This window comes from Mesorhizobium sp. M0292, assembly GCF_040321695.1.
GTDB lineage: Bacteria > Pseudomonadota > Alphaproteobacteria > Rhizobiales > Rhizobiaceae > Mesorhizobium.
This window is the reverse complement of record NZ_JAMYSB010000017.1, coordinates 102890-120056: the sequence shown is the minus strand read 5'-3', so window position 1 is coordinate 120056 and position 17167 is coordinate 102890. Positions and strand designations below refer to the sequence as shown.

The 17167-nt window shown below is 63.7% G+C and carries 19 protein-coding genes and 1 pseudogene; 12 read left to right on the top strand and 8 right to left on the bottom strand.

Annotation, left to right across the window (positions count from 1 at the left end):
- Nucleotides 1-174: 174 nt before the first annotated feature.
- The 7 genes and pseudogenes from NKI96_RS23610 to NKI96_RS23580 all read left to right on the top strand — a co-directional run bounded on the left by NKI96_RS23610 (nt 175) and on the right by NKI96_RS23580 (nt 6676).
- Nucleotides 175-1272 (top strand): zinc-binding metallopeptidase family protein, encoded by a 1098-nt coding sequence (locus tag NKI96_RS23610; protein ID WP_023683835.1) that lies wholly within the window; start codon nt 175-177, stop codon nt 1270-1272.
- A 62-nt stretch (nt 1273-1334) separates the two neighbouring features.
- Nucleotides 1335-1934 carry a DUF1236 domain-containing protein gene (locus NKI96_RS23605; protein WP_023683834.1) on the top strand — a complete coding sequence of 200 codons (600 nt, stop codon included), beginning with the start codon at nt 1335-1337 and terminating at the stop codon, nt 1932-1934.
- 147 nt (nt 1935-2081) lie between these two features.
- Entirely contained in the window at nt 2082-3032 is a 951-nt protein-coding gene (locus NKI96_RS23600; protein ID WP_352806438.1) for a CPBP family intramembrane glutamic endopeptidase, read from the top strand.
- Between the two features lie 383 nt (nt 3033-3415).
- Nucleotides 3416-5002 (top strand): signal recognition particle protein, encoded by a 1587-nt coding sequence (ffh, locus tag NKI96_RS23595; protein WP_352748072.1) that lies wholly within the window; start codon nt 3416-3418, stop codon nt 5000-5002.
- Between the two features lie 7 nt (nt 5003-5009).
- The gene (locus tag NKI96_RS23590; protein ID WP_023671706.1) at nt 5010-5336 is read left to right on the top strand and encodes a chorismate mutase; all 327 of its coding nucleotides are present in this window, start codon (nt 5010-5012) and stop codon (nt 5334-5336) included.
- 104 nt (nt 5337-5440) lie between these two features.
- Nucleotides 5441-5842, top strand: a complete 402-nt coding sequence (gene rpsP, locus NKI96_RS23585; protein ID WP_023671705.1) for a 30S ribosomal protein S16 — start codon at nt 5441-5443, stop codon at nt 5840-5842.
- 88 nt (nt 5843-5930) lie between these two features.
- Nucleotides 5931-6676 (top strand): annotated as a pseudogene (locus NKI96_RS23580) (acyl-CoA thioester hydrolase/BAAT C-terminal domain-containing protein).
- Nucleotides 6677-6734: 58 nt separating this feature from the next.
- Here NKI96_RS23580 and NKI96_RS23575 read toward each other — a convergent pair.
- The 3 genes from NKI96_RS23575 to NKI96_RS23565 form a co-directional block, all read right to left on the bottom strand.
- The gene (locus tag NKI96_RS23575; protein WP_023687657.1) at nt 6735-6998 is read right to left on the bottom strand and encodes a YMGG-like glycine zipper-containing protein; all 264 of its coding nucleotides are present in this window, start codon (nt 6996-6998) and stop codon (nt 6735-6737) included.
- Between the two features lie 153 nt (nt 6999-7151).
- On the bottom strand, nt 7152-7679 hold the full coding sequence (locus NKI96_RS23570) for an SRPBCC family protein (protein ID WP_352806435.1): 528 nt from the start codon (nt 7677-7679) through the stop codon (nt 7152-7154).
- Nucleotides 7680-7693: 14 nt separating this feature from the next.
- A complete protein-coding gene (locus tag NKI96_RS23565; protein ID WP_023687655.1) occupies nt 7694-8104 on the bottom strand; it encodes a DoxX family protein in 411 nt (136 codons plus the stop codon).
- A 357-nt stretch (nt 8105-8461) separates the two neighbouring features.
- Here NKI96_RS23565 and NKI96_RS23560 point away from each other — a divergent pair, with 357 nt between their 5' ends.
- Nucleotides 8462-8863 carry an ACT domain-containing protein gene (locus NKI96_RS23560; protein ID WP_352806432.1) on the top strand — a complete coding sequence of 134 codons (402 nt, stop codon included), beginning with the start codon at nt 8462-8464 and terminating at the stop codon, nt 8861-8863.
- 3 nt (nt 8864-8866) lie between these two features.
- Here the strand turns inward: NKI96_RS23560 and NKI96_RS23555 are convergent, their stop codons facing one another.
- Entirely contained in the window at nt 8867-9169 is a 303-nt protein-coding gene (locus NKI96_RS23555; RefSeq protein WP_352806429.1) for a GNAT family N-acetyltransferase, read from the bottom strand.
- Nucleotides 9170-9468: 299 nt separating this feature from the next.
- Nucleotides 9469-10503: an aspartate-semialdehyde dehydrogenase gene (locus NKI96_RS23550; RefSeq protein ID WP_023671698.1), complete on the bottom strand. Its 1035-nt coding sequence runs from the start codon at nt 10501-10503 to the stop codon at nt 9469-9471.
- 423 nt (nt 10504-10926) lie between these two features.
- Between NKI96_RS23550 and NKI96_RS23545 the strand changes: the two genes are divergently transcribed.
- From NKI96_RS23545 to NKI96_RS23530, 4 genes are all read left to right on the top strand, one after another.
- On the top strand, nt 10927-12768 hold the full coding sequence (locus NKI96_RS23545; protein WP_023821941.1) for a DEAD/DEAH box helicase: 1842 nt from the start codon (nt 10927-10929) through the stop codon (nt 12766-12768).
- A gap of 322 nt (nt 12769-13090) precedes the next feature.
- Nucleotides 13091-13813 (top strand): DUF805 domain-containing protein, encoded by a 723-nt coding sequence (locus NKI96_RS23540; RefSeq protein WP_023821939.1) that lies wholly within the window; start codon nt 13091-13093, stop codon nt 13811-13813.
- A gap of 191 nt (nt 13814-14004) precedes the next feature.
- Entirely contained in the window at nt 14005-14433 is a 429-nt protein-coding gene (locus tag NKI96_RS23535) for an SRPBCC family protein (RefSeq protein WP_352806426.1), read from the top strand.
- Nucleotides 14434-14503: 70 nt separating this feature from the next.
- Nucleotides 14504-14881: a MarR family winged helix-turn-helix transcriptional regulator gene (locus tag NKI96_RS23530; RefSeq protein ID WP_023683823.1), complete on the top strand. Its 378-nt coding sequence runs from the start codon at nt 14504-14506 to the stop codon at nt 14879-14881.
- Between the two features lie 8 nt (nt 14882-14889).
- Here the strand turns inward: NKI96_RS23530 and leuB are convergent, their stop codons facing one another.
- From leuB to NKI96_RS23515, 3 genes are all read right to left on the bottom strand, one after another.
- The gene (gene leuB, locus NKI96_RS23525) at nt 14890-15993 is read right to left on the bottom strand and encodes a 3-isopropylmalate dehydrogenase (RefSeq protein ID WP_023821936.1); all 1104 of its coding nucleotides are present in this window, start codon (nt 15991-15993) and stop codon (nt 14890-14892) included.
- Between the two features lie 148 nt (nt 15994-16141).
- Nucleotides 16142-16492, bottom strand: coding sequence for a VOC family protein (locus tag NKI96_RS23520; protein ID WP_352806422.1), 351 nt, complete (start codon nt 16490-16492; stop codon nt 16142-16144).
- 12 nt (nt 16493-16504) lie between these two features.
- Entirely contained in the window at nt 16505-16888 is a 384-nt protein-coding gene (locus NKI96_RS23515; protein WP_023702580.1) for a RidA family protein, read from the bottom strand.
- Nucleotides 16889-17167 lie beyond the last annotated feature (279 nt).

Sequence of the window (17167 nt, the reverse complement as noted above, 5' to 3'; positions counted from 1 at the left end):
GTGCTTATTGTGGCCGAAACGCCCGGCGCCGGGCAGGCGAATTCGCTGCTCGGGTAAAAAGAGGTGACGGGGGCATGGAACGGCGGCCCGTGGCGGGCGTTTGGGCGAGGCGCCGCTCCGCACCATATTCCTCCTCTGACGCCATACGCCAACGCCTGACGCATCGAGAACGACATGAAACTGTTCGACTGCCCGCATTGCGGCCACCGCCTCTACTTCGAGAATGCGCAGTGCCTGAATTGCGGGAGTCTCGTGCTTTACGATCCCGAGCATGCGCGCTTTGCCTTGTCTGACGTCGACGGCATCTTCCACTGCACCAATGCGGATGAATGCGCCTGCAACTGGATGGCCGAACCGGGCCATACCTACTGCCGCGCCTGCGTGCTGAACCAGCTGATCCCCGACCTCTCCGTCGACGGCAACCGCCGCCGCTGGATTCGCGTCGAGGCGGCCAAGAAGCGCGCCGTCTATTCGCTGCTCGCCTTCGGCCTGCCGGTAGCGCCCAAGCACAAGCACGGCGACGAAATCGGCCTCGCCTTCGACTTCATTGCCGATCCGATCGGCGGCGGTCCCGGCGGCGAACGCATCCTTACCGGCCACGACAACGGCCTCATCACGCTCAACGTCGCCGAGGCGGACTCGGCCGAGCGCGAGCGGCGGCGCGTCGAGATGGGCGAAAATTACCGCACGCTGCTTGGTCATTTCCGTCATGAGCTTGGCCATTACTACTGGGACCGGCTGATCCGCGACGTGCCGCAACGGCTCGAAGCCTTCCGGGCGCTGTTCGGCGACGAACGCCCGGACTACGAGCAGGCGCTGAAGGCCTATTACGCCAATGGCGCTGCGCCCGACTGGCAGCAGAACCACATCTCCGCCTATGCGACGTCGCATCCATGGGAAGACTGGGCCGAGACCTGGGCGCACCATCTCCACATCACCGACACGCTGGAGATGGTGCACGCGCTGAATTTTCCACTCGGCCAGCTTGAGACGATGGAGACCAATGTGCTGCCGCAAGGCGACACCGGCGGCCGGTTGCAGGCGGCGCCCGCGGAACCCAACGCCGTGCCCGAGCCGTTCGGAAAGATTCTCGCCCGCTGGCTGGTACTCTCGGAAGCCTCAAACTCGATTAACCGCTGCATGGGCCTGCCCGACCTCTATCCCTTCGTCATTTCGGACGTGACGGCGCAGAAACTCAGCTTCGTGCATGAGCTTTTGACCGGCTTGCCGAAAGAAACCGGAACAAATCGTGAGCTGGCGTCGGTATTTTAGCCGGAACGCATGCGTTCTGGTTTCGTTTGGTGTCGCGAGGGACCATGAAAGGGAGAGAAACCATGAGACGCATATTGTTTCCGGCCGTCGCCGGGGCGCTTGTCGCGATGTCGGGTGCGGCACTCGCCGATACCGCCGTCTCGGCCGTCACCGATCTTAATGTGCGCGCCGGCCCCGGCCCGCAATATCCTGTGATCGGCGTGCTCGCCGCCGGCCAGTCGGCGACGCTCAATGGCTGCATCGAAAACAGCAAATGGTGCACCATTGCCGAAGCCGGAGGCCAGGGCTGGGTCTATTCCGACTATGTCACGGCCGATTTCGGCGGCAACCGGGTCGTTCTGACACGCCGCCCCGCCGACGCCGCCATCACCGTGGTTACACCGCCGCAGGATGATTATCCCGATACCTATACCGGTGCGATTCTGTCCGACGACGGGCCCGTCGACGCCATCGACAGGCCACCGGCGGAAGTCGGCACCTATGTCAGCACGCACCGGCTCGATCCTGTCTATCTCGAGGGCGAGGTGGTGACCGGTGCCACCTTGCCCGACACGGTCGAACTGCGCGAAATCCCCGACTACCGCTACCGCTACGTCTATGTGAATGGCCAGCAGGCGCTGGTCGACCCGCAGACACGGCGCATCATGTACGTCGTGCGCTGATTTTGCCTGGAAAGAATGACAAGTGAACTCGTGCCGCCCTCCTGCGGAGGCTGAGGGCGGCAAAAGGGTCGCTGAACAGCAGCAATTGCGCGAGAGCCGACGATCCCCTAGATCATGCGACCCGATGCGTTCGGCAGAGGAACTCGCGTGATATCAGATCCAGCCGCCTTCGAGCGCTATAGCAACACGGCCACCGAAAAGACGAACCTGCCGCGGCTGATAATTGGAACGGCGGTCGTCGTCCTGTTCTGGGTGGCGATCACCCTGGTTGTGGTGCTTGGCGGCACCTATGTCGCGATCGTCTGGCATGTATTGCCGGACGATCCGCGCGGGCCGCTTCAGGGCTTTCTGGCCTCGCCCATCGGCATACTCACCGCACTCACCTCGTTTACCGGCATCTGGCTCGGCCTCTGGCTTGCCATGCGTTTCGTCCATGGCGAGCCGCTCTCCGCGCTTTTCGGCGCCAGTCGCCGCGTGTCCTTGTCGGGCTTCCTCAAGGGCTTGGTCGCGGTGCTGATCACATCGGCGCTTTCCGAAATCCTGCTCTACTGGCTACAGCCCGAAATCGCCCGCGGCACGATCAACCTGTCGACCTGGCTGCTGTTCCTGCTCCCGATCGTGGCGCTGACCCTGCTGCAGACCTCGTCCGAGGAGATGCTGTTTCGCGGCTATCTGCTGCGCGGCCTGGCCAGGCGCTTCGAGAGCCCTTACGTGTGGGCGCTATTGCCCGCTTTGCTGTTCACCTCCTTGCATTGGAGCCCGGGCTCGAGCCCCGCCATCAACGCCTGCGTGCTGGCCTCGATCGCCGCCTTCGCCTTGCTGTTGACGCTGGTGGTTTATGTCACCGGCAATCTCGGCGCCGCCTTCGGCGCCCATCTCGGCAACAATCTCACCGGCTTCCTGCTGATCTCGCATCAGGAGAACTACAATTCCTTCGCCCTGTTCAACGCCAAGCCGCTGGAAGGTCCGGACTGGACGACGACGGATGCCGTCATCATCGCCGCCATCGGTATCGTCTGCACCTTGCTGACGATCCTGCTGCTTCTGCACCCGCGCTCGCCGCTGAAGGTTACGGCCGACCCTCGGGATGCAGGGTGAACTAAACAGGGACCGATCCAGAGACCGGCAAGCCGCCCTTGTCTTGACTCTTCGGCCGATTTCCTGTCTACAGCCCCGAAATCCGCGACGAGTATCCCTCCGAGCAAGCCGACCAGGACGCCAAAACCTTTTGAGGTGGGTGCTGTAAACAGATCCTGGAGGCCAACACCCGGCAGCGCTGAGCGCCCCCGGGTGCTTTTTGGTTTTGAGCTTTGCTTGGATGAGCGGCGCGAACGCACTACCTCTCGGGCACCATCGGGGTGCCTGAGAAAAAGGAAACGGAATGTTTGAATCGCTGCAGGAGCGCACAAGAGGCGTGGAGGGCCATCGGCCCGACAGGGATCACCATGAATCCAAGGCGCTCTCGCGCGGCGGGTTGACCAATGTTTGAATCACTTCAGGAGCGCCTTGGCTCCATCCTGAACGGCCTGACAGGCCGCGGCGCGCTGTCGGAGGCTGATGTCTCGGCCGCACTGCGCGAGGTGCGCCGTGCGCTGCTCGAGGCGGACGTTGCGCTGGAAGTGGTGCGTTCCTTCACCGACAAGGTGCGCGAGAAGGCCGTCGGCGCGGCTGTCGTCAAGTCGATCAAGCCCGGGCAGATGGTCGTCAAGATCGTCCATGACGAGCTGGTCGACATGCTCGGCGCCGAGGGCGTCGCCATCGACCTCAATGCGCCGGCGCCGGTCGTCATCATGATGGTCGGCCTGCAGGGCTCCGGCAAGACGACGAGCTCGGCCAAGATCGCCAAGCGGTTGACCGAGCGCCAGAACAAGAAGGTTCTGATGGCCTCGCTCGACACGCGGCGGCCCGCGGCACAAGAGCAGCTGCGCCAGCTCGGCGAGCAGGTCAAAGTCGCGACGCTGCCTGTCATTGCGGGCCAGAACCCGGTCGACATCGCCAGGCGCGCCGTCCAGGCAGCCAAGCTCGGCGGTCATGACGTCGTCATCCTCGACACCGCCGGCCGCACCCATATTGACGAGCCGCTGATGGTGGAGATGGCCGACATCAAGAAGGTGTCGAGCCCGCACGAAATCCTGCTGGTCGCGGATTCGCTGACCGGCCAGGACGCCGTCAACCTTGCCAAAAGCTTCGATGAGCGCGTCGGCATCACCGGCCTGGTGCTGACTCGCATGGACGGCGACGGCCGTGGCGGTGCCGCGCTTTCGATGCGCGCCGTCACCGGCAAGCCGATCAAGCTGATCGGCACCGGCGAAAAGATGGACGGGCTGGAGGAATTCCACCCCAAGCGTATTGCAGACCGCATCCTCGGCATGGGCGACATCGTCTCGCTGGTCGAAAAGGCCGCCGAAAACATCGACGCCGAGCAGGCGGCGGCGATGGCCAAAAAGATGCAGTCGGGCAAGTTCGACCTGAACGACCTTGCCGGCCAGCTTCAGCAGATGTCGAAAATGGGCGGCATGGGCGGCATCATGGGCATGATGCCCGGCATGGGCAAAATGAAGGACCAGATGGCGGCCGCCGGCCTCGACGACAAGATGTTCGGCCGCCAACTCGCCATCATCTCGTCGATGACCAAGGCCGAGCGCGCCAATCCGGACATGCTGAAACATTCGCGCAAGAAGCGCATCGCCGCCGGCTCCGGCACCGATGCGGCCGAGATCAACAAGCTCTTGAAAATGCATCGCGGCATGGCCGACATGATGAAGGCGATGGGCGGCAAGGGCAAAGGCGGCGGCCTGATGCGCGGCATGATGGGCGGCCTTGCCTCCAAGATGGGCCTCGGCGGCATGATGCCGGGCGGCCCCGGCGGCATGATGGGTGGCGGCATGCCCGACCTCTCCAAGATGGATCCCAAGCAGCTCGAAGCCTTGCAGAAGCAGATGCCCGGCCTTGGCGGCATGAAGGGCCCGCCCACCCCGAGCGGCGGTGGCCTGCCCGGTCTGCCCGGCGGCATGAAGCTTCCCGGCCTTGGCGGCGGTGGTCTGCCCGGCCTCGGAAAGAAGAAGTGAGGACGCTATGAACGAAGAAAAAGACATGGCCGACGCACGCACCATCCTGGCCGGCTATCGCGCCTCGATCGACAACATCGACGCCGCCCTCATTCATATGCTGGCCGAGCGCTTCCGCTGCACCAAGGCGGTCGGCGTACTGAAGGCCGAGCATGGCCTGCCGCCCGCCGACCCGGCGCGTGAGCAGGAGCAGATCACCCGCCTTCGCCAGCTGGCGAAGGACGCTCATCTCGACCCCGATTTCGCGGAAAAATTCCTCAACTTCGTCGTCCGCGAAGTGATCCGCCATCACGAGCAGATCGCCGCGTCCAACGGCGCAAGCAAAACCGGCTAACAAAGTGCATGTCGCCCAAAAGTGCGCAGCGGTTTTGGGACAACGACCTGCACCAGACAAAGCCATTAACCAACACTGAAATCAGAAATTTTAGGAGAAATGAAATGCCCTTGAAGATCCGACTGGCCCGTGCGGGCTCGAAGAAGCGCCCTTACTACCACGTCGTCATTGCCGACGCCCGTTCGCCGCGCGACGGCCGGTTCATCGAGTCGATCGGCTCGTGGAACCCGCTGCTGCCCAAGGACGGCGAGCGCGTCAAGGTCGACGCCGACCGCGTCAAGCATTGGCTGTCGCACGGCGCTCAGCCGACCGACCGCGTGCTGCGCTTCCTCGATGAGGCCGGCCTCCTCAAGCGCGAAGCCCGCTCCAACCCGAAGAAGGCGGAGCCCGGCAAGAAGGCGCAGGAACGCGCCTCTCTGCTGAAGAAGGCCCAGGAAGACGCCGCCGCCGCCGTTGCCGCCGCTGCTGCAGCCCCGGCCGAAGCGGAAGCCGCCACCGCCGAATAAGCAACCGCGTCATCGCATCGACAAAACGGCGGGCCTGTGCCCGCCGTTTTGCTATTGTGCGGCGATGCCATATGCGTTCGAACGAAAGATGACTGAGCGGACCGTCACGGAAGAGGCCCTTTTCGGCGGCGTAGCCGGGACGCTGTTGCGATGCGCCGGCGCCACGACAGGCGTCGTCGTGCTCAGCGGATCGAGCGGCCGCATCGACGTCACCCGCGCCCGGCTCTTTGCCAAGGAAGGAGCATCCGCTCTCGCGCTGCAATGGTTTGGCGGCGAAGGTCAGGTGCCCGGCATTTGCGAGATCCCGCTCGAAACGTTTTTCGCCGCGACCGGCTATCTTGTCCAGATGGGATGCCGGCGCATCGTCTATGTCGGGACCTCGAAAGGCGCCGAGGCCTCCCTGCTTGCGGCGGCTCACGGTCCACGCATCGGCGTCGTGGTTGCGATCATCCCGCTTGGAACGCCGAGTATGTCGATGGTCTGGTGTCCTACCGGCGGCTCTTCCTGCATGCCTTGCAAACCCTCGAGGACGCAGCGGCCAAGGCTGCCATTCCCGTCGAAGCTATTTCAGCGGACATTGTTCTGGTTGCGGGCGGCGACGACGCGCTATGGCCATCGCTGGATTTTGCCCAGTCGATCGTTCGGCGTCGCCAGGACACCGCAATGACCACCTGCCTCGTCTCAGTGCCCGACGCCGGCCACCGCATTCTGCTGCCGGGCGAAATCACGCCGCGCTCGAGGCTGCATGCCCATGGCGGCAATGACGACGCCGACACGCGCCTGGGCCGCCTGGCTTGGGAGCATATCCGAGCAGCCATGGTCCAGCTGCCTTAGGCAACAGCGAAACCGGCGATCTATAGCCGCCGGTTTCCGATGTTGGACCTGGCTGTGTTCAATAACCGTCGGGGCAGCTGGCGATGTAGGTGCGCCCGTTGCGGCCGCGGTAGCGACATTGACCGCTTTCGCTGGCACGGCCGATCAGCGCGCCGGCCACGGCGCCGACGGCGCCGCCGACGACGGCGCCCTGAACCGGATCATTTGCCACAGCTGCGCCAACCGCCGCGCCGCCGAGGCCGCCGACCGCGGCACCCTTTTCGGTTTGCGAGCACGCACCCAGTGCGGTCGCCAGTACCAGAATGATCATCGCTCTTTTCATTATCGTTCCTCTCTCACGCGGATCGCCGTCCTCGCCGCCACGGCTCTAACTCCCAGACGGCTGATTTGATCCCGATGACGTGAGAGATCGCGGTGTCCGCGCCGGTCACATTCGTGCCGACCGCCGCCGAGCTTGTTGAAAATCCAGGCTTTTCTACCTTTCGGCTGCCTTTTTCAGATTGGCGAGGCCAGCCTCGAAATCCTTGCCGATCAGCGTATCGAAACTCATGAACAGGCCCATCAGCTTGGCAATGAAGGGCCGGCTGCCGCGCATTGCCCAGGTGACTGCGGTGGTGTCGCCCGAGGGCTTCAGGGTGAAGTCGACGCTGTTGCTGGCCCGGAACGGCTTCTCGAAGTCGAGCTTCAGCGACACCAGCGAGGATGGCACGGAATTGACGATCTCCATGCGTCCCTTGCCGGCCTTGGCATTGCCTTCCCAGGCGTAGGCGGCGCCCTTGCCGGCATCAGCGCCCGACAGCGTGCGCTTCATCAGCGGGTCGAGCTTTTCGTAGGGTGACCATTCCGGCCACTGCTTGAAATTGTTGATCAGCGGAAAGATCGCTTCCGGCGCGGCCTTGATCCTGGCGGTGCGGGCGGTGACGAAATCATTCGACCTCGTCGCCGCATAGATGAGCACGGCGGCGATGATGACGACCAGGAGGATGAGAATGGTGCTGAGCATGTTTTTCTCCTCGCTTAACGGCTGAACGGGATCAGGGCGCGCACGCTTGGGTCGCGCAGATAGAGACCGCCCCACAGGATGATGCCGAGATAGACGCTAAACAGCGTGTGCGAAAACAACGGGCTGCCGACGCGCATATTTGTGGCGATGGCGCCGCCGAGATAGCCGGTGAGCAGGATGGCGCCGAGCACCGAGGTGCGGGGCAGCGCATAGAGCGCGGTCGAGATCAGCCCGATAATGCCGAGCGTGCGCGCGACATTGACATCGGCCGGCCAGCCGAGCGGCACCATGGTCTGGGTGACGACATCGAGCGGCGGCAGCTTGATGACGCCGTCGAAGATCATGAACAGGATGATGAGGCCGCTGAGCACGCGGCCGGTCCACAGGGCGCCCGATGAGACGGGCATGGTTTGAGAAATACTCACGGGTGTTCCCTCCTAAGCGGTTCGAACCGTTTGCTGGCTTCGGACCAAGGACGAGCGATGGGGCGGCGATCCTACAGGGTGCGGATTCTTTTTGGGTAGCAGCAAGCAAAAGCCGCTGCGTGGCGATCCTTCACACCCCCCTCTGGCCCGCCGGCCATCTCCCCCGCAAGGGGGGAGATTACACGCTCGACCGCTTCGGCAATGTTCCATGAATGAGCGGAGCATCGAAACCGCCGATCTCCCTCCTTGCGGGGGAGATGCCCGGCAGGGCAGAGGGGGGTGCTGTCCCTCGACCTTGACGGACTATCGACATCCACCAGTCACGGCTATTGGTAGGGCTGGGCGAGAGACGAGCGAATGGCCGGCGAGATTGATCTGAAAAAGCTGCTGGCGGCGATGACGCCGGAACTGCTTCCCGGCGTCCATGTCTTCGCCACCCTGGTCCCCGGTGCACCGGTTCCCGAGACGCTCAATCCGGTGATGCTGTTTCGCGAGAAGGAGGGCACGACGCTGATCTTGCCCGAAGACCAGGCCCCCGGGCTGCAGGCCGCCTTCCGCTGCCGCATGATCACCCTGAACGTCCACTCCTCGCTGGAAGCCGTCGGCTTCCTCGCCGCCATCACCGCCCGGCTGGCCGCCGCCGGCATGGGCGTCAATCCGGTCTCTGCTTTCTATCATGACCATCTGTTCGTGCCCGCTGAGCGGGCCGAGGAAGCGATGGAGTTATTGCGCCAACTGGCCAAGGACAGCGACGGCTGAGTATCAAGCTCGACGCACGTAGAGGATATCCGGCAGGCCTTCTTCGTTGGTGGTGCCCTCGCCGAACACCTCGGGGCGAAAGCCATGGCGCTCGTAGAAGCGACGCGCGCCGGTGTTGGCCTGGAAGCAATGCAGTTTGACGATCCGTAGCGCGGCGGTCGCTTGCACCAGCAGCCGGCTGCCGATGCCTTGCCCCGTCCAGGCGGGGTCGAGATAGAGCTGTTCCACCCAATCGCCGCTCAGGGCAATGAAGCCGACAATGCCGGTGCCGGCCTCGGCGACCGTCACCTGCTGCCGGGACAGCACGATCTCGCGGGATGACCGGCATCCAGGAGAACGAGCCAAGTGCGGCCCGCATGACAATGGCGATGGTCGCGGCATCCAAAGCCGTGGCGGGGCGCAGCACGATTTTGGTGGGATCGTTCAAAGGCTTTTCTCAACAGAGGTCAGCGCTGCCCTCATCCCCTGCCGGGACCTTCTCCCGTGAACGGGGAGAAGGAAGGCTTCGGCCGAAGGCCGAGCCCGCGACTGCGGGCCGCCGGCTTTCCGGCGCCCCCGCGGAGGGCCCGCCGCGGCAGCGGCGATACGGCCCGTGAGCGAATAAACTATGCCGCCTTCTTCTTCGGCTGGATCAGGCCGCGCTCGACCAGCAGCTCGGCGATCTGCACCGCGTTCAGCGCCGCGCCCTTGCGCAGATTGTCGGAGACGATCCACATCGACAGGCCGTTGTCGATGGTCGAATCCTCGCGGATGCGCGAGATGAATGTGGCGTCCTCGCCGGCCGATTCCAGCGGCGTGATGTAGCCGCCATCCTCGCGCTTGTCCAAGACCTGGCAGCCTGGCGCTTCGCGCAGGATATCGCGCGCCTCGTCGGCGGTGATCGGCTTTTCGAACTCGATGTTGACGGCTTCGGAATGGCCGATGAACACCGGCACGCGCACACAGGTCGCCGTCAGCTTGATCTTGGGGTCGAGCATCTTCTTGGTCTCGGCGACCATCTTCCACTCTTCCTTGGTCGAGCCGTCGTCGAGGAAGACGTCGATGTGCGGAATGACGTTGAAGGCGATGCGCTTGGTGAACTTCTTGACCTCGACGCCATCGGCGACGAACACCGCGCGGGTTTGTGTAAAGAGTTCGTCCATGCCTTCCTTGCCGGCGCCGGATACCGATTGATAGGTGGCGACGACGACGCGCTTGATGGTGGCGACATCGTGCAGCGGCTTCAGCGCCACGACCAGCTGCGCCGTCGAGCAGTTCGGATTGGCGATGATGTTCTTGCGGGTGAACAGCGAGATCGCATCCGGGTTCACTTCCGGCACGATCAGCGGCACGTCCTGGTCGTAGCGGAAGGCCGACGAGTTATCGATGACGACGCAGCCCTGCTTGCCGATCTTCGGCGACCACTCCTTCGAGACGTTGCCGCCGGCCGACATGATGCAGATGTCGGTGTCGGAAAAATCATACTGGTCGAGCGTCTTGACCTTCAGCGAACGGTCGCCGAACGACACTTCGGTGCCCTGGCTGCGCCGCGAGGCCAGCGCCACGACTTCGCTTACCGGAAAGCCGCGCTCTTCCAGTATGTTGAGCATTTCGCGACCCACATTGCCCGTGGCGCCGACTACCGCAACCTTGAAACTCATCAGAAATCTCCTGTCCCTCTCCGCTTGGTTTTTGGAGAAAACCCGCCGGCCAATGCGGGTTTCGTCCCCCGGGCCGGACCCGGGAGAGGGTGGTTAGGCCAAGGGAATCACACCGTTTTGGTGGTGGTTTTGGCCATAGTTTTGCTGGAACGGTAAGACGCGCCAACGCGCCCGGCCCCATGATTGTGGCCGGGGAAGTCGAATGCAAGAAGAGCCATCAGAAGGCCGCGCATCGAAAATGATCCCGTTCGATGCCGGCTTTTACGCGGTTTGCGTCAGGAGTCAATTGCGGCCAGGCACACGCCTGCCCTGTACAATGGCGGCCGCAAGAAGTACGAACGCCCAAATAGTGTTTGGCTGGCGTGCGTCAGCCCCGGCATGTGCTCCATGATGAGCCCAGACCCTGAATTCCGAAAGAGTGAGATGTCCAATTTCGAAGCTATTGTTCCTGCGCTGGCAGAAGCGCTGGAAAAACGCGGCTATACCGAGCTGACGCCAGTGCAGAAGGCCGTGCTGGAGCTCGGCGAGTCCGACGCGTTGGTGTCGGCGCAGACCGGCTCAGGCAAGACCGTCGCCTTCGGCCTCGCTTTGGCGCCGACCCTTCTTGGAAGCGCCGAACGTTTTGACCAGGCTGGCGCACCGCTGGCGCTGGCCGTGGCGCCGACGCGCGAGCTCGCTTTGCAGGTGATGCGCGAATTGCAATGGCTCTACGCGCCGACCGGCGCCACCGTCGCGTCCTGCGTCGGCGGCATGGACATGCGCTCCGAACGGCGCGTGCTGGAGCGCGGCGCCCACATCGTCGTCGGCACGCCGGGCCGTCTGCGCGACCACATCACCCGCAACTCCCTCGACGTGTCGGCGCTGAGGGCCGTGGTGCTGGACGAAGCCGACGAAATGCTCGATCTCGGTTTTCGCGAGGATCTCGAATTCATCCTCGATGCCGCACCCACCCAGCGCCGTACATTGATGTTTTCGGCCACCGTGCCGCGCTCGATCGCCACGCTGGCGCAGGGCTACCAGCGCGATGCCGTACGCATCTCGGCCGGCGGCGAGGAAAAGCAGCATCTCGATATCGAGTACCGGGCGCTGAATGTCGCCTATCCCGACCGCGAGAACGCCATCATCAACGTGCTGCGGTTTTACGAAGCGAAGAACGCGCTGGTGTTCTGCAACACCCGCGCCGCCGTCAATCATCTGACGGCGCGCTTCAACAACCGCAATTTTTCCGTCGTGGCGCTGTCGGGCGAGCTCAGCCAGAACGAACGCACCCACGCGCTGCAGGCGATGCGGGACGGCCGCGCCAAGGTCTGCATTGCCACGGATGTCGCGGCGCGCGGCATCGACCTGCCCAATCTCGAACTGGTCATCCACGCCGATCTGCCGACCAATCCCGAAACGCTGCTGCACCGCAGCGGCCGAACCGGCCGAGCCGGACGCAAGGGCGTCAGCGCGCTGATCGTGCCCAACGGCGCCCGCAAGCGCACCGAACGGCTGCTGCAGAATGCCGGGCTGAAGGCGACATGGGCGAGCCCGCCCTCCGCCGACGACGTCATCAAGCGCGACGACGAGCGCATCCTTGCCGATCCAGCCTTCGAAGAGCCGATTGCCGAGGACGAGCGCGGCTTCATCGACGCGCTTCTGGCCAGGCATGGCGCCGAACAGGTGGCCGCCGCCTTCGTGCGCCAATGCCGCGCCAGCCGCTCGGCGCCCGAGGAACTGACGGAGGTCGCACCGTTCACGCCTTCGCGTGACAAACCGGCGGGCGAAAAATTCGAGCGCCGCGATGAAGCGCCAGGCCGGCGCGACGATTTCGGCGACAGTGTCTGGTTCTCGCTGTCGATCGGGCGCAAGCAGAATGCCGAGCCGCGCTGGCTGATCCCGATGCTGTGCCGCACCGGCAACATCTCCAAGCGCGAGATCGGCTCCATCAAGATGCAGCAGGATGAGACCTACGTGCAGATCGCGGCCGACTGGGCCGATCGCTTCCTCGCCGCCATCGGCCCCGACAAGAAGCTGCAGGGCAACATCGTGGTGAAGCGCCTGGACGGCACGCCCGACCTGTCGCGGGCCGGCTACCAGGCGCCGAAGCCGGACAAGAAACCGCATCGCGGCAAGCGCCCGTTCGAGGCGCCGCAAAGCGCACACAAGCCGAAATTCGAGAAGCGGGAACGGCCCGCCGGCGATGCAAAGCCTTGGGCCGGGAAACCGAAATTCGACAAGGCGGGACGGCCGAAGAACAAGAAGCCGAAGAAGCGGCCGGTTTGAGGCTCTTATCGGCCAATTACAAATGCAGGCGCTGCCCCTCATTGCCCTGCCGGGCATTTCTCCCCGTATAGTGACGGGAGAAAGGGCGGACCGCAGCCTTGGCGCTCTTCTTGCAGCGTTGGTGATTGGCGGAATCGTCGATAACAGCGACCCCTCTCCCCGTCACTATACGGGAGAGGATGCCGGCAGGCAGGTGAGGGGCAGCGCCAACGCACCGGAAAATAAGCAACTCATGCCTGAACCGTTTGCCCTCCATTTCGTCCACCCCCTTGCAGTCCGCCGCAACTTTGAACAGTCTGTGCCTGCACGGGGGCGAGGCTAAATGCGCGGCGAAGTTCTTCACTATGACGAGGCCCAGGGTTTCGGCTTCATCACCGGGGCGGACGGCAACCGCTACACCTTCGCGCGCGAGGATCTGCGCCGTGATACCGTGATCGCGAACGGCGCAGTGGTCGAGTTTCTGCCGGCAAGCGGTCAGGCGCGCGACGTTTTTTCAATCCGCGCCCAGCCCGCCAGTCCCGCCACCGCTGCGCCAGCGGCAAGCGCCGCGCCGCCCAAGGCGGCTGCCGCTTCAGCCGCGCCACAGCATTTCGGCCGCCTGGCGGAAGACGGCGCGGTTCGCGATAGCGGACTGCCGGGTTATTTCTGGCGAGGCGTGACGCGCAACTACATCAACTTCGCCGAACGCGCCCGCCGCAAGGAATTCTGGGGCTACTGCCTGTTCTGGACCGTCAGCTTCATCCTGGTCGGAATTGCCGGCGCCCTCGCCGACCAGGCCGTCGGCAATTTCGATGCCGGCAACTGGCCGATTGTGATGATCGGCGTCTGGGGGCTGTTTTGGCTAGCGACGTTCCTGCCCTGGGTCGGGCTCGTCGTGCGCCGCTTGCACGACATCGGCCTGACCGGCTGGCTGGCAATACCTTACTTCGCAATCACCTTCATGTTCGCTCCGGCTACGCTGATCCTCGCGCTGATCCTCGGATTGATCCCGACCCAGGCCCACGTAAACCAGTGGGGGCCGGTGCCTGGAGGAGGCGGAGCCTAGACCGCACCAGAAATGAACTGCCGGCTGTTTGCGGACAGCCGTGCTTTAACAATGGCTTAGGTCGCAGCCAGGAAGGCAGCTGCTGTTTTGACCGGACGAACAAAATATTTCTCTTGCCATTTAGTCTGCACACAGATAATCTGTGCACTCATCAAATCGACGATCGAAAACGGATGATGGAGCCAAGACAAATGTGGACCAACGAGTACACCGCAATTTCCCCCCTTTCGGCGCAGGCCATCTGGAACGCGCTCAAGGCGCTGCACGAAGGCCGCCTCACCTACGAAGGGTCCGATACCTTCGTGCTGCACGGCCCGTTCGCCAAGGGCACCCGCGTCTCTGTAACGCCCGTCGGGCAGGACACCTTCGAATCGACGGTCGTCGACCTCGTCGACGCTGTAACCTATGCCGACGAGACCTCGTTCGGCGACACGAAACTGCTGTTCAGGCATACGCTGACGCCGGTCGAGGGTGGCACTCAAGTGACTCATCGCCTCGAGATTTCCGGCCCATCGGCCGCCGAGGTCGGACCAGAGCTCGGGCCGCAGATCAGCGGCGATTTCGACACTTCGATGGCCAAACTGTTCGAGCAGGCAAGGGAGTTGGCGAACGGTGGCTGATCGGGGGGATCTGCAAACGCGCTTCAGCGGACCATCCGAGAGCCCCGGCTTGTTGCTCTGGCGAACCACCATGCGCTGGCAGCGCGTCATGACGGCGGCGCTGGCCCCGCTTGACCTTACCCATGTCCAGTTCGTGCTGCTGGCTTCGGCGATGTGGCTCGGCCGCTATGGCGAGCCGCCCAACCAGGTCCAACTCGCCGCGCAGGCCGGCACCGAGGTGAAGATGACGTCGGACGTCGTCGCCCGGCTTGAGGCAAAGGGACTGATTGTGCGGGACACCGACCCGCGGGATTCCCGCGCCAAGGTGATCCGCGTCTCCACGACGGGGACGGCCGCAGTCCAGCGCGCTATCGTCGCCGTCGAAGCCGCCGACGCTGCTTTTTTCTCAACCGTGGATGAGGCGCAACTCGTCGGCCTGCTGAAACGGCTGGCCGGCGAGATCCGCTGAGTCGGCCGCTAAGCCAGGAACTTGGCGATGATGGCATCGCCCATTGCGACAGTGCCGACTTCGGTCATGCCCTCGGACAAAATATCCTTCGTCCGGAGCCCGTCGTCGAGCACGGCGGCTATTGCGCCTTCGAGCTTGTCGGCCTCATCGACCATGCCGAAGGAATATCGCATGCACATGGCAAACGACGCGATCATGGCGATCGGGTTGGCGATGCCCTGTCCGGCAATGTCGGGCGCCGAGCCATGCACCGGCTCGTACAGCGCCTTGCGCTTCCTGGTCTTCACATCGGGCGCGCCGAGCGAGGCCGACGGCAGCATGCCGATCGATCCGGTCAGCATGGCGGCGATGTCGGACAGCATGTCGCCGAACAGATTGTCGGTGACGATGACGTCGAACTGCTTTGGCCAGCGCACCAGCTGCATGCCGCCGGCATCGGCGAGCATGTGGTCGAGTTTGACGTCGGCATATCTGGCTGTGTGGGTCTGGGTGACGACCTCGTTCCACAGCACGCCGGATTTCATGACGTTGCGCTTCTCCATGGATGTCACATGGTTCTTGCGGGTGCGCGCCAGCTCGAAGGCGACGCCCGAAATGCGCTCGATCTCGAACGTATCGTAGACCTGCGTGTCGATGCCGCGCTTCTGGCCGTTGCCGAGATCGATGATCTGCTTGGGCTCGCCGAAATAGACGCCGCCGGTAAGCTCGCGCACGATCAATATGTCGAGGCCTTCGACCACCTCCTGCTTCAGCGAAGAGGACGCGGCCAGCGCCGGATAGCAGATGGCGGGCCGGAGATTGGCGAACAGCTCCATATCCTTGCGCAGCCGTAGCAACCCGGCCTCGGGACGCACCTCGTAAGGCACCTTGTCCCATTTCGGCCCGCCAACGGCGCCGAACAGAACCGCATCCGCAGCCATCGCCTTTGCCATGTCGGCGTCGGAAATCGCCGCGCCATGCGCGTCGTAAGCACAGCCGCCGACCAAGCCTTCATCAGTGGCAAAACCGCTGCCGAGCTTTGCGTTCATGGCCGCGATCAGCTTCTTCACCTCGGCCATCGCCTCGGGGCCGATGCCGTCGCCGGCGAGCAGGAGAAGATTTTTCGAAGCCATGGAGAACCGTCCCAATGCTGTTGGAGAAACCGCGGCCTTGCTAAACGCCAAGAGCTTGCGGCGCAAGGGGATGAAGAACGCTACGACGGCGCCCGCGTCTCAAGACCTGGGTTCCTCGCCGTGGCCAGAGGCGGGGGAGAGGAACAAATCACTTGTGCGACAAAATATTCACCAACCGGCCGAACGGATCGCGCACATAAAACCGCCGTACGCCCCAGGGTTCGTCGGCCGGACCGTATTCGACGGCAAAGCCGGCGGCCTTCATGCCTTGCAGCGCCGCATCGACATCGTCGACCTCGATGGAGAGGTCCGGCACCGGCGTGCCGGAGCCGCCCTGGGCCATGAAGCTGATCTGCACCTGCATCCGTTCGTCGGACCCGTAGGTGACGATCCAGCCCTGATCCATCAGCACATCGAGGCCAAGCACGTCCTGATAGAAGCGTTTCGCCGCTGCCGCGTCTGGTGTCCCGATATTGGCCACGATGCGCCGGACCGTCATGGCTTTGCCTCCTCAAGCCGTACGCCGCAGCGCCGTGACTTCGATCTCGATCTTCATTTCCGGCTTGTTGAGCTGGCACACGATCATCGTCGCCGCCGGCCTGATCTCGCCGAAAGCCTCGCCGAGGATGGGGAAGACCACGTCCACGAAGGCCTGGTCGGTGATGTAGTAATGCGCCCGCACCACATCGGCCATGTCGAAGCCGCCATCCCTCAGCGCCTCGGCGATGGTCGCCAGACAATTGCGCGTCTGCGCCTCCACCGTTTCCGGCATGGCCATCGTCGCATAGTCATAGCCGGTGGTTCCCGAGACGAAGCACCAGTCGCCCTGCACCACCGCGCGCGAATAGCCGGCGGTTTTTTCGAAGGGCGAACCGGTGGAGATGAGTGTGCGCATGGAGCCTCGCTGTGGTTTCGGACACTTTGCAGGAAAAGAGCCGGCCAGACCATGGGCCAAGTCAGGTGCAAATCTTGGTCGTCGGCGGGACAGCACCCCCTCTGGCCTGCCGGCCATCTCCCCCTCAAGGGGGGAGATTAGCAGTTCGGACGCCTTTCTCGCTTTCCACATTTGCGATTGGCGAAAGCCAGAGTGACGTCTGATCTCCCCCCTTGAGCGGGAGATGCCCGGCAGGGCAGAGGGGGGTGTGACGGATCGCGACGGAACAAGCATGAACAC

What these genes read in the sequence shown, in the direction of transcription:
- NKI96_RS23610 (WP_023683835.1), top strand. Translation starts at nt 175, where the DNA reads ATGAAACTGTTCGACTGCCCGCATTGCGGCCACCGCCTCTACTTCGAG.
- NKI96_RS23605 (WP_023683834.1), top strand. Translation starts at nt 1,335, where the DNA reads ATGAGACGCATATTGTTTCCGGCCGTCGCCGGGGCGCTTGTCGCGATG.
- ffh (WP_352748072.1), top strand. Translation starts at nt 3,416, where the DNA reads ATGTTTGAATCACTTCAGGAGCGCCTTGGCTCCATCCTGAACGGCCTG.
- NKI96_RS23590 (WP_023671706.1), top strand. Translation starts at nt 5,010, where the DNA reads ATGAACGAAGAAAAAGACATGGCCGACGCACGCACCATCCTGGCCGGC.
- rpsP (WP_023671705.1), top strand. Translation starts at nt 5,441, where the DNA reads ATGCCCTTGAAGATCCGACTGGCCCGTGCGGGCTCGAAGAAGCGCCCT.
- NKI96_RS23575 (WP_023687657.1), bottom strand. Translation starts at nt 6,998, where the DNA reads ATGAAAAGAGCGATGATCATTCTGGTACTGGCGACCGCACTGGGTGCG.
- NKI96_RS23570 (WP_352806435.1), bottom strand. Translation starts at nt 7,679, where the DNA reads ATGCTCAGCACCATTCTCATCCTCCTGGTCGTCATCATCGCCGCCGTG.
- NKI96_RS23560 (WP_352806432.1), top strand. Translation starts at nt 8,462, where the DNA reads ATGGCCGGCGAGATTGATCTGAAAAAGCTGCTGGCGGCGATGACGCCG.
- NKI96_RS23550 (WP_023671698.1), bottom strand. Translation starts at nt 10,503, where the DNA reads ATGAGTTTCAAGGTTGCGGTAGTCGGCGCCACGGGCAATGTGGGTCGC.
- NKI96_RS23545 (WP_023821941.1), top strand. Translation starts at nt 10,927, where the DNA reads ATGTCCAATTTCGAAGCTATTGTTCCTGCGCTGGCAGAAGCGCTGGAA.
- NKI96_RS23540 (WP_023821939.1), top strand. Translation starts at nt 13,091, where the DNA reads ATGCGCGGCGAAGTTCTTCACTATGACGAGGCCCAGGGTTTCGGCTTC.
- NKI96_RS23535 (WP_352806426.1), top strand. Translation starts at nt 14,005, where the DNA reads ATGTGGACCAACGAGTACACCGCAATTTCCCCCCTTTCGGCGCAGGCC.
- NKI96_RS23530 (WP_023683823.1), top strand. Translation starts at nt 14,504, where the DNA reads ATGCGCTGGCAGCGCGTCATGACGGCGGCGCTGGCCCCGCTTGACCTT.
- leuB (WP_023821936.1), bottom strand. Translation starts at nt 15,993, where the DNA reads ATGGCTTCGAAAAATCTTCTCCTGCTCGCCGGCGACGGCATCGGCCCC.
- NKI96_RS23520 (WP_352806422.1), bottom strand. Translation starts at nt 16,492, where the DNA reads ATGACGGTCCGGCGCATCGTGGCCAATATCGGGACACCAGACGCGGCA.
- NKI96_RS23515 (WP_023702580.1), bottom strand. Translation starts at nt 16,888, where the DNA reads ATGCGCACACTCATCTCCACCGGTTCGCCCTTCGAAAAAACCGCCGGC.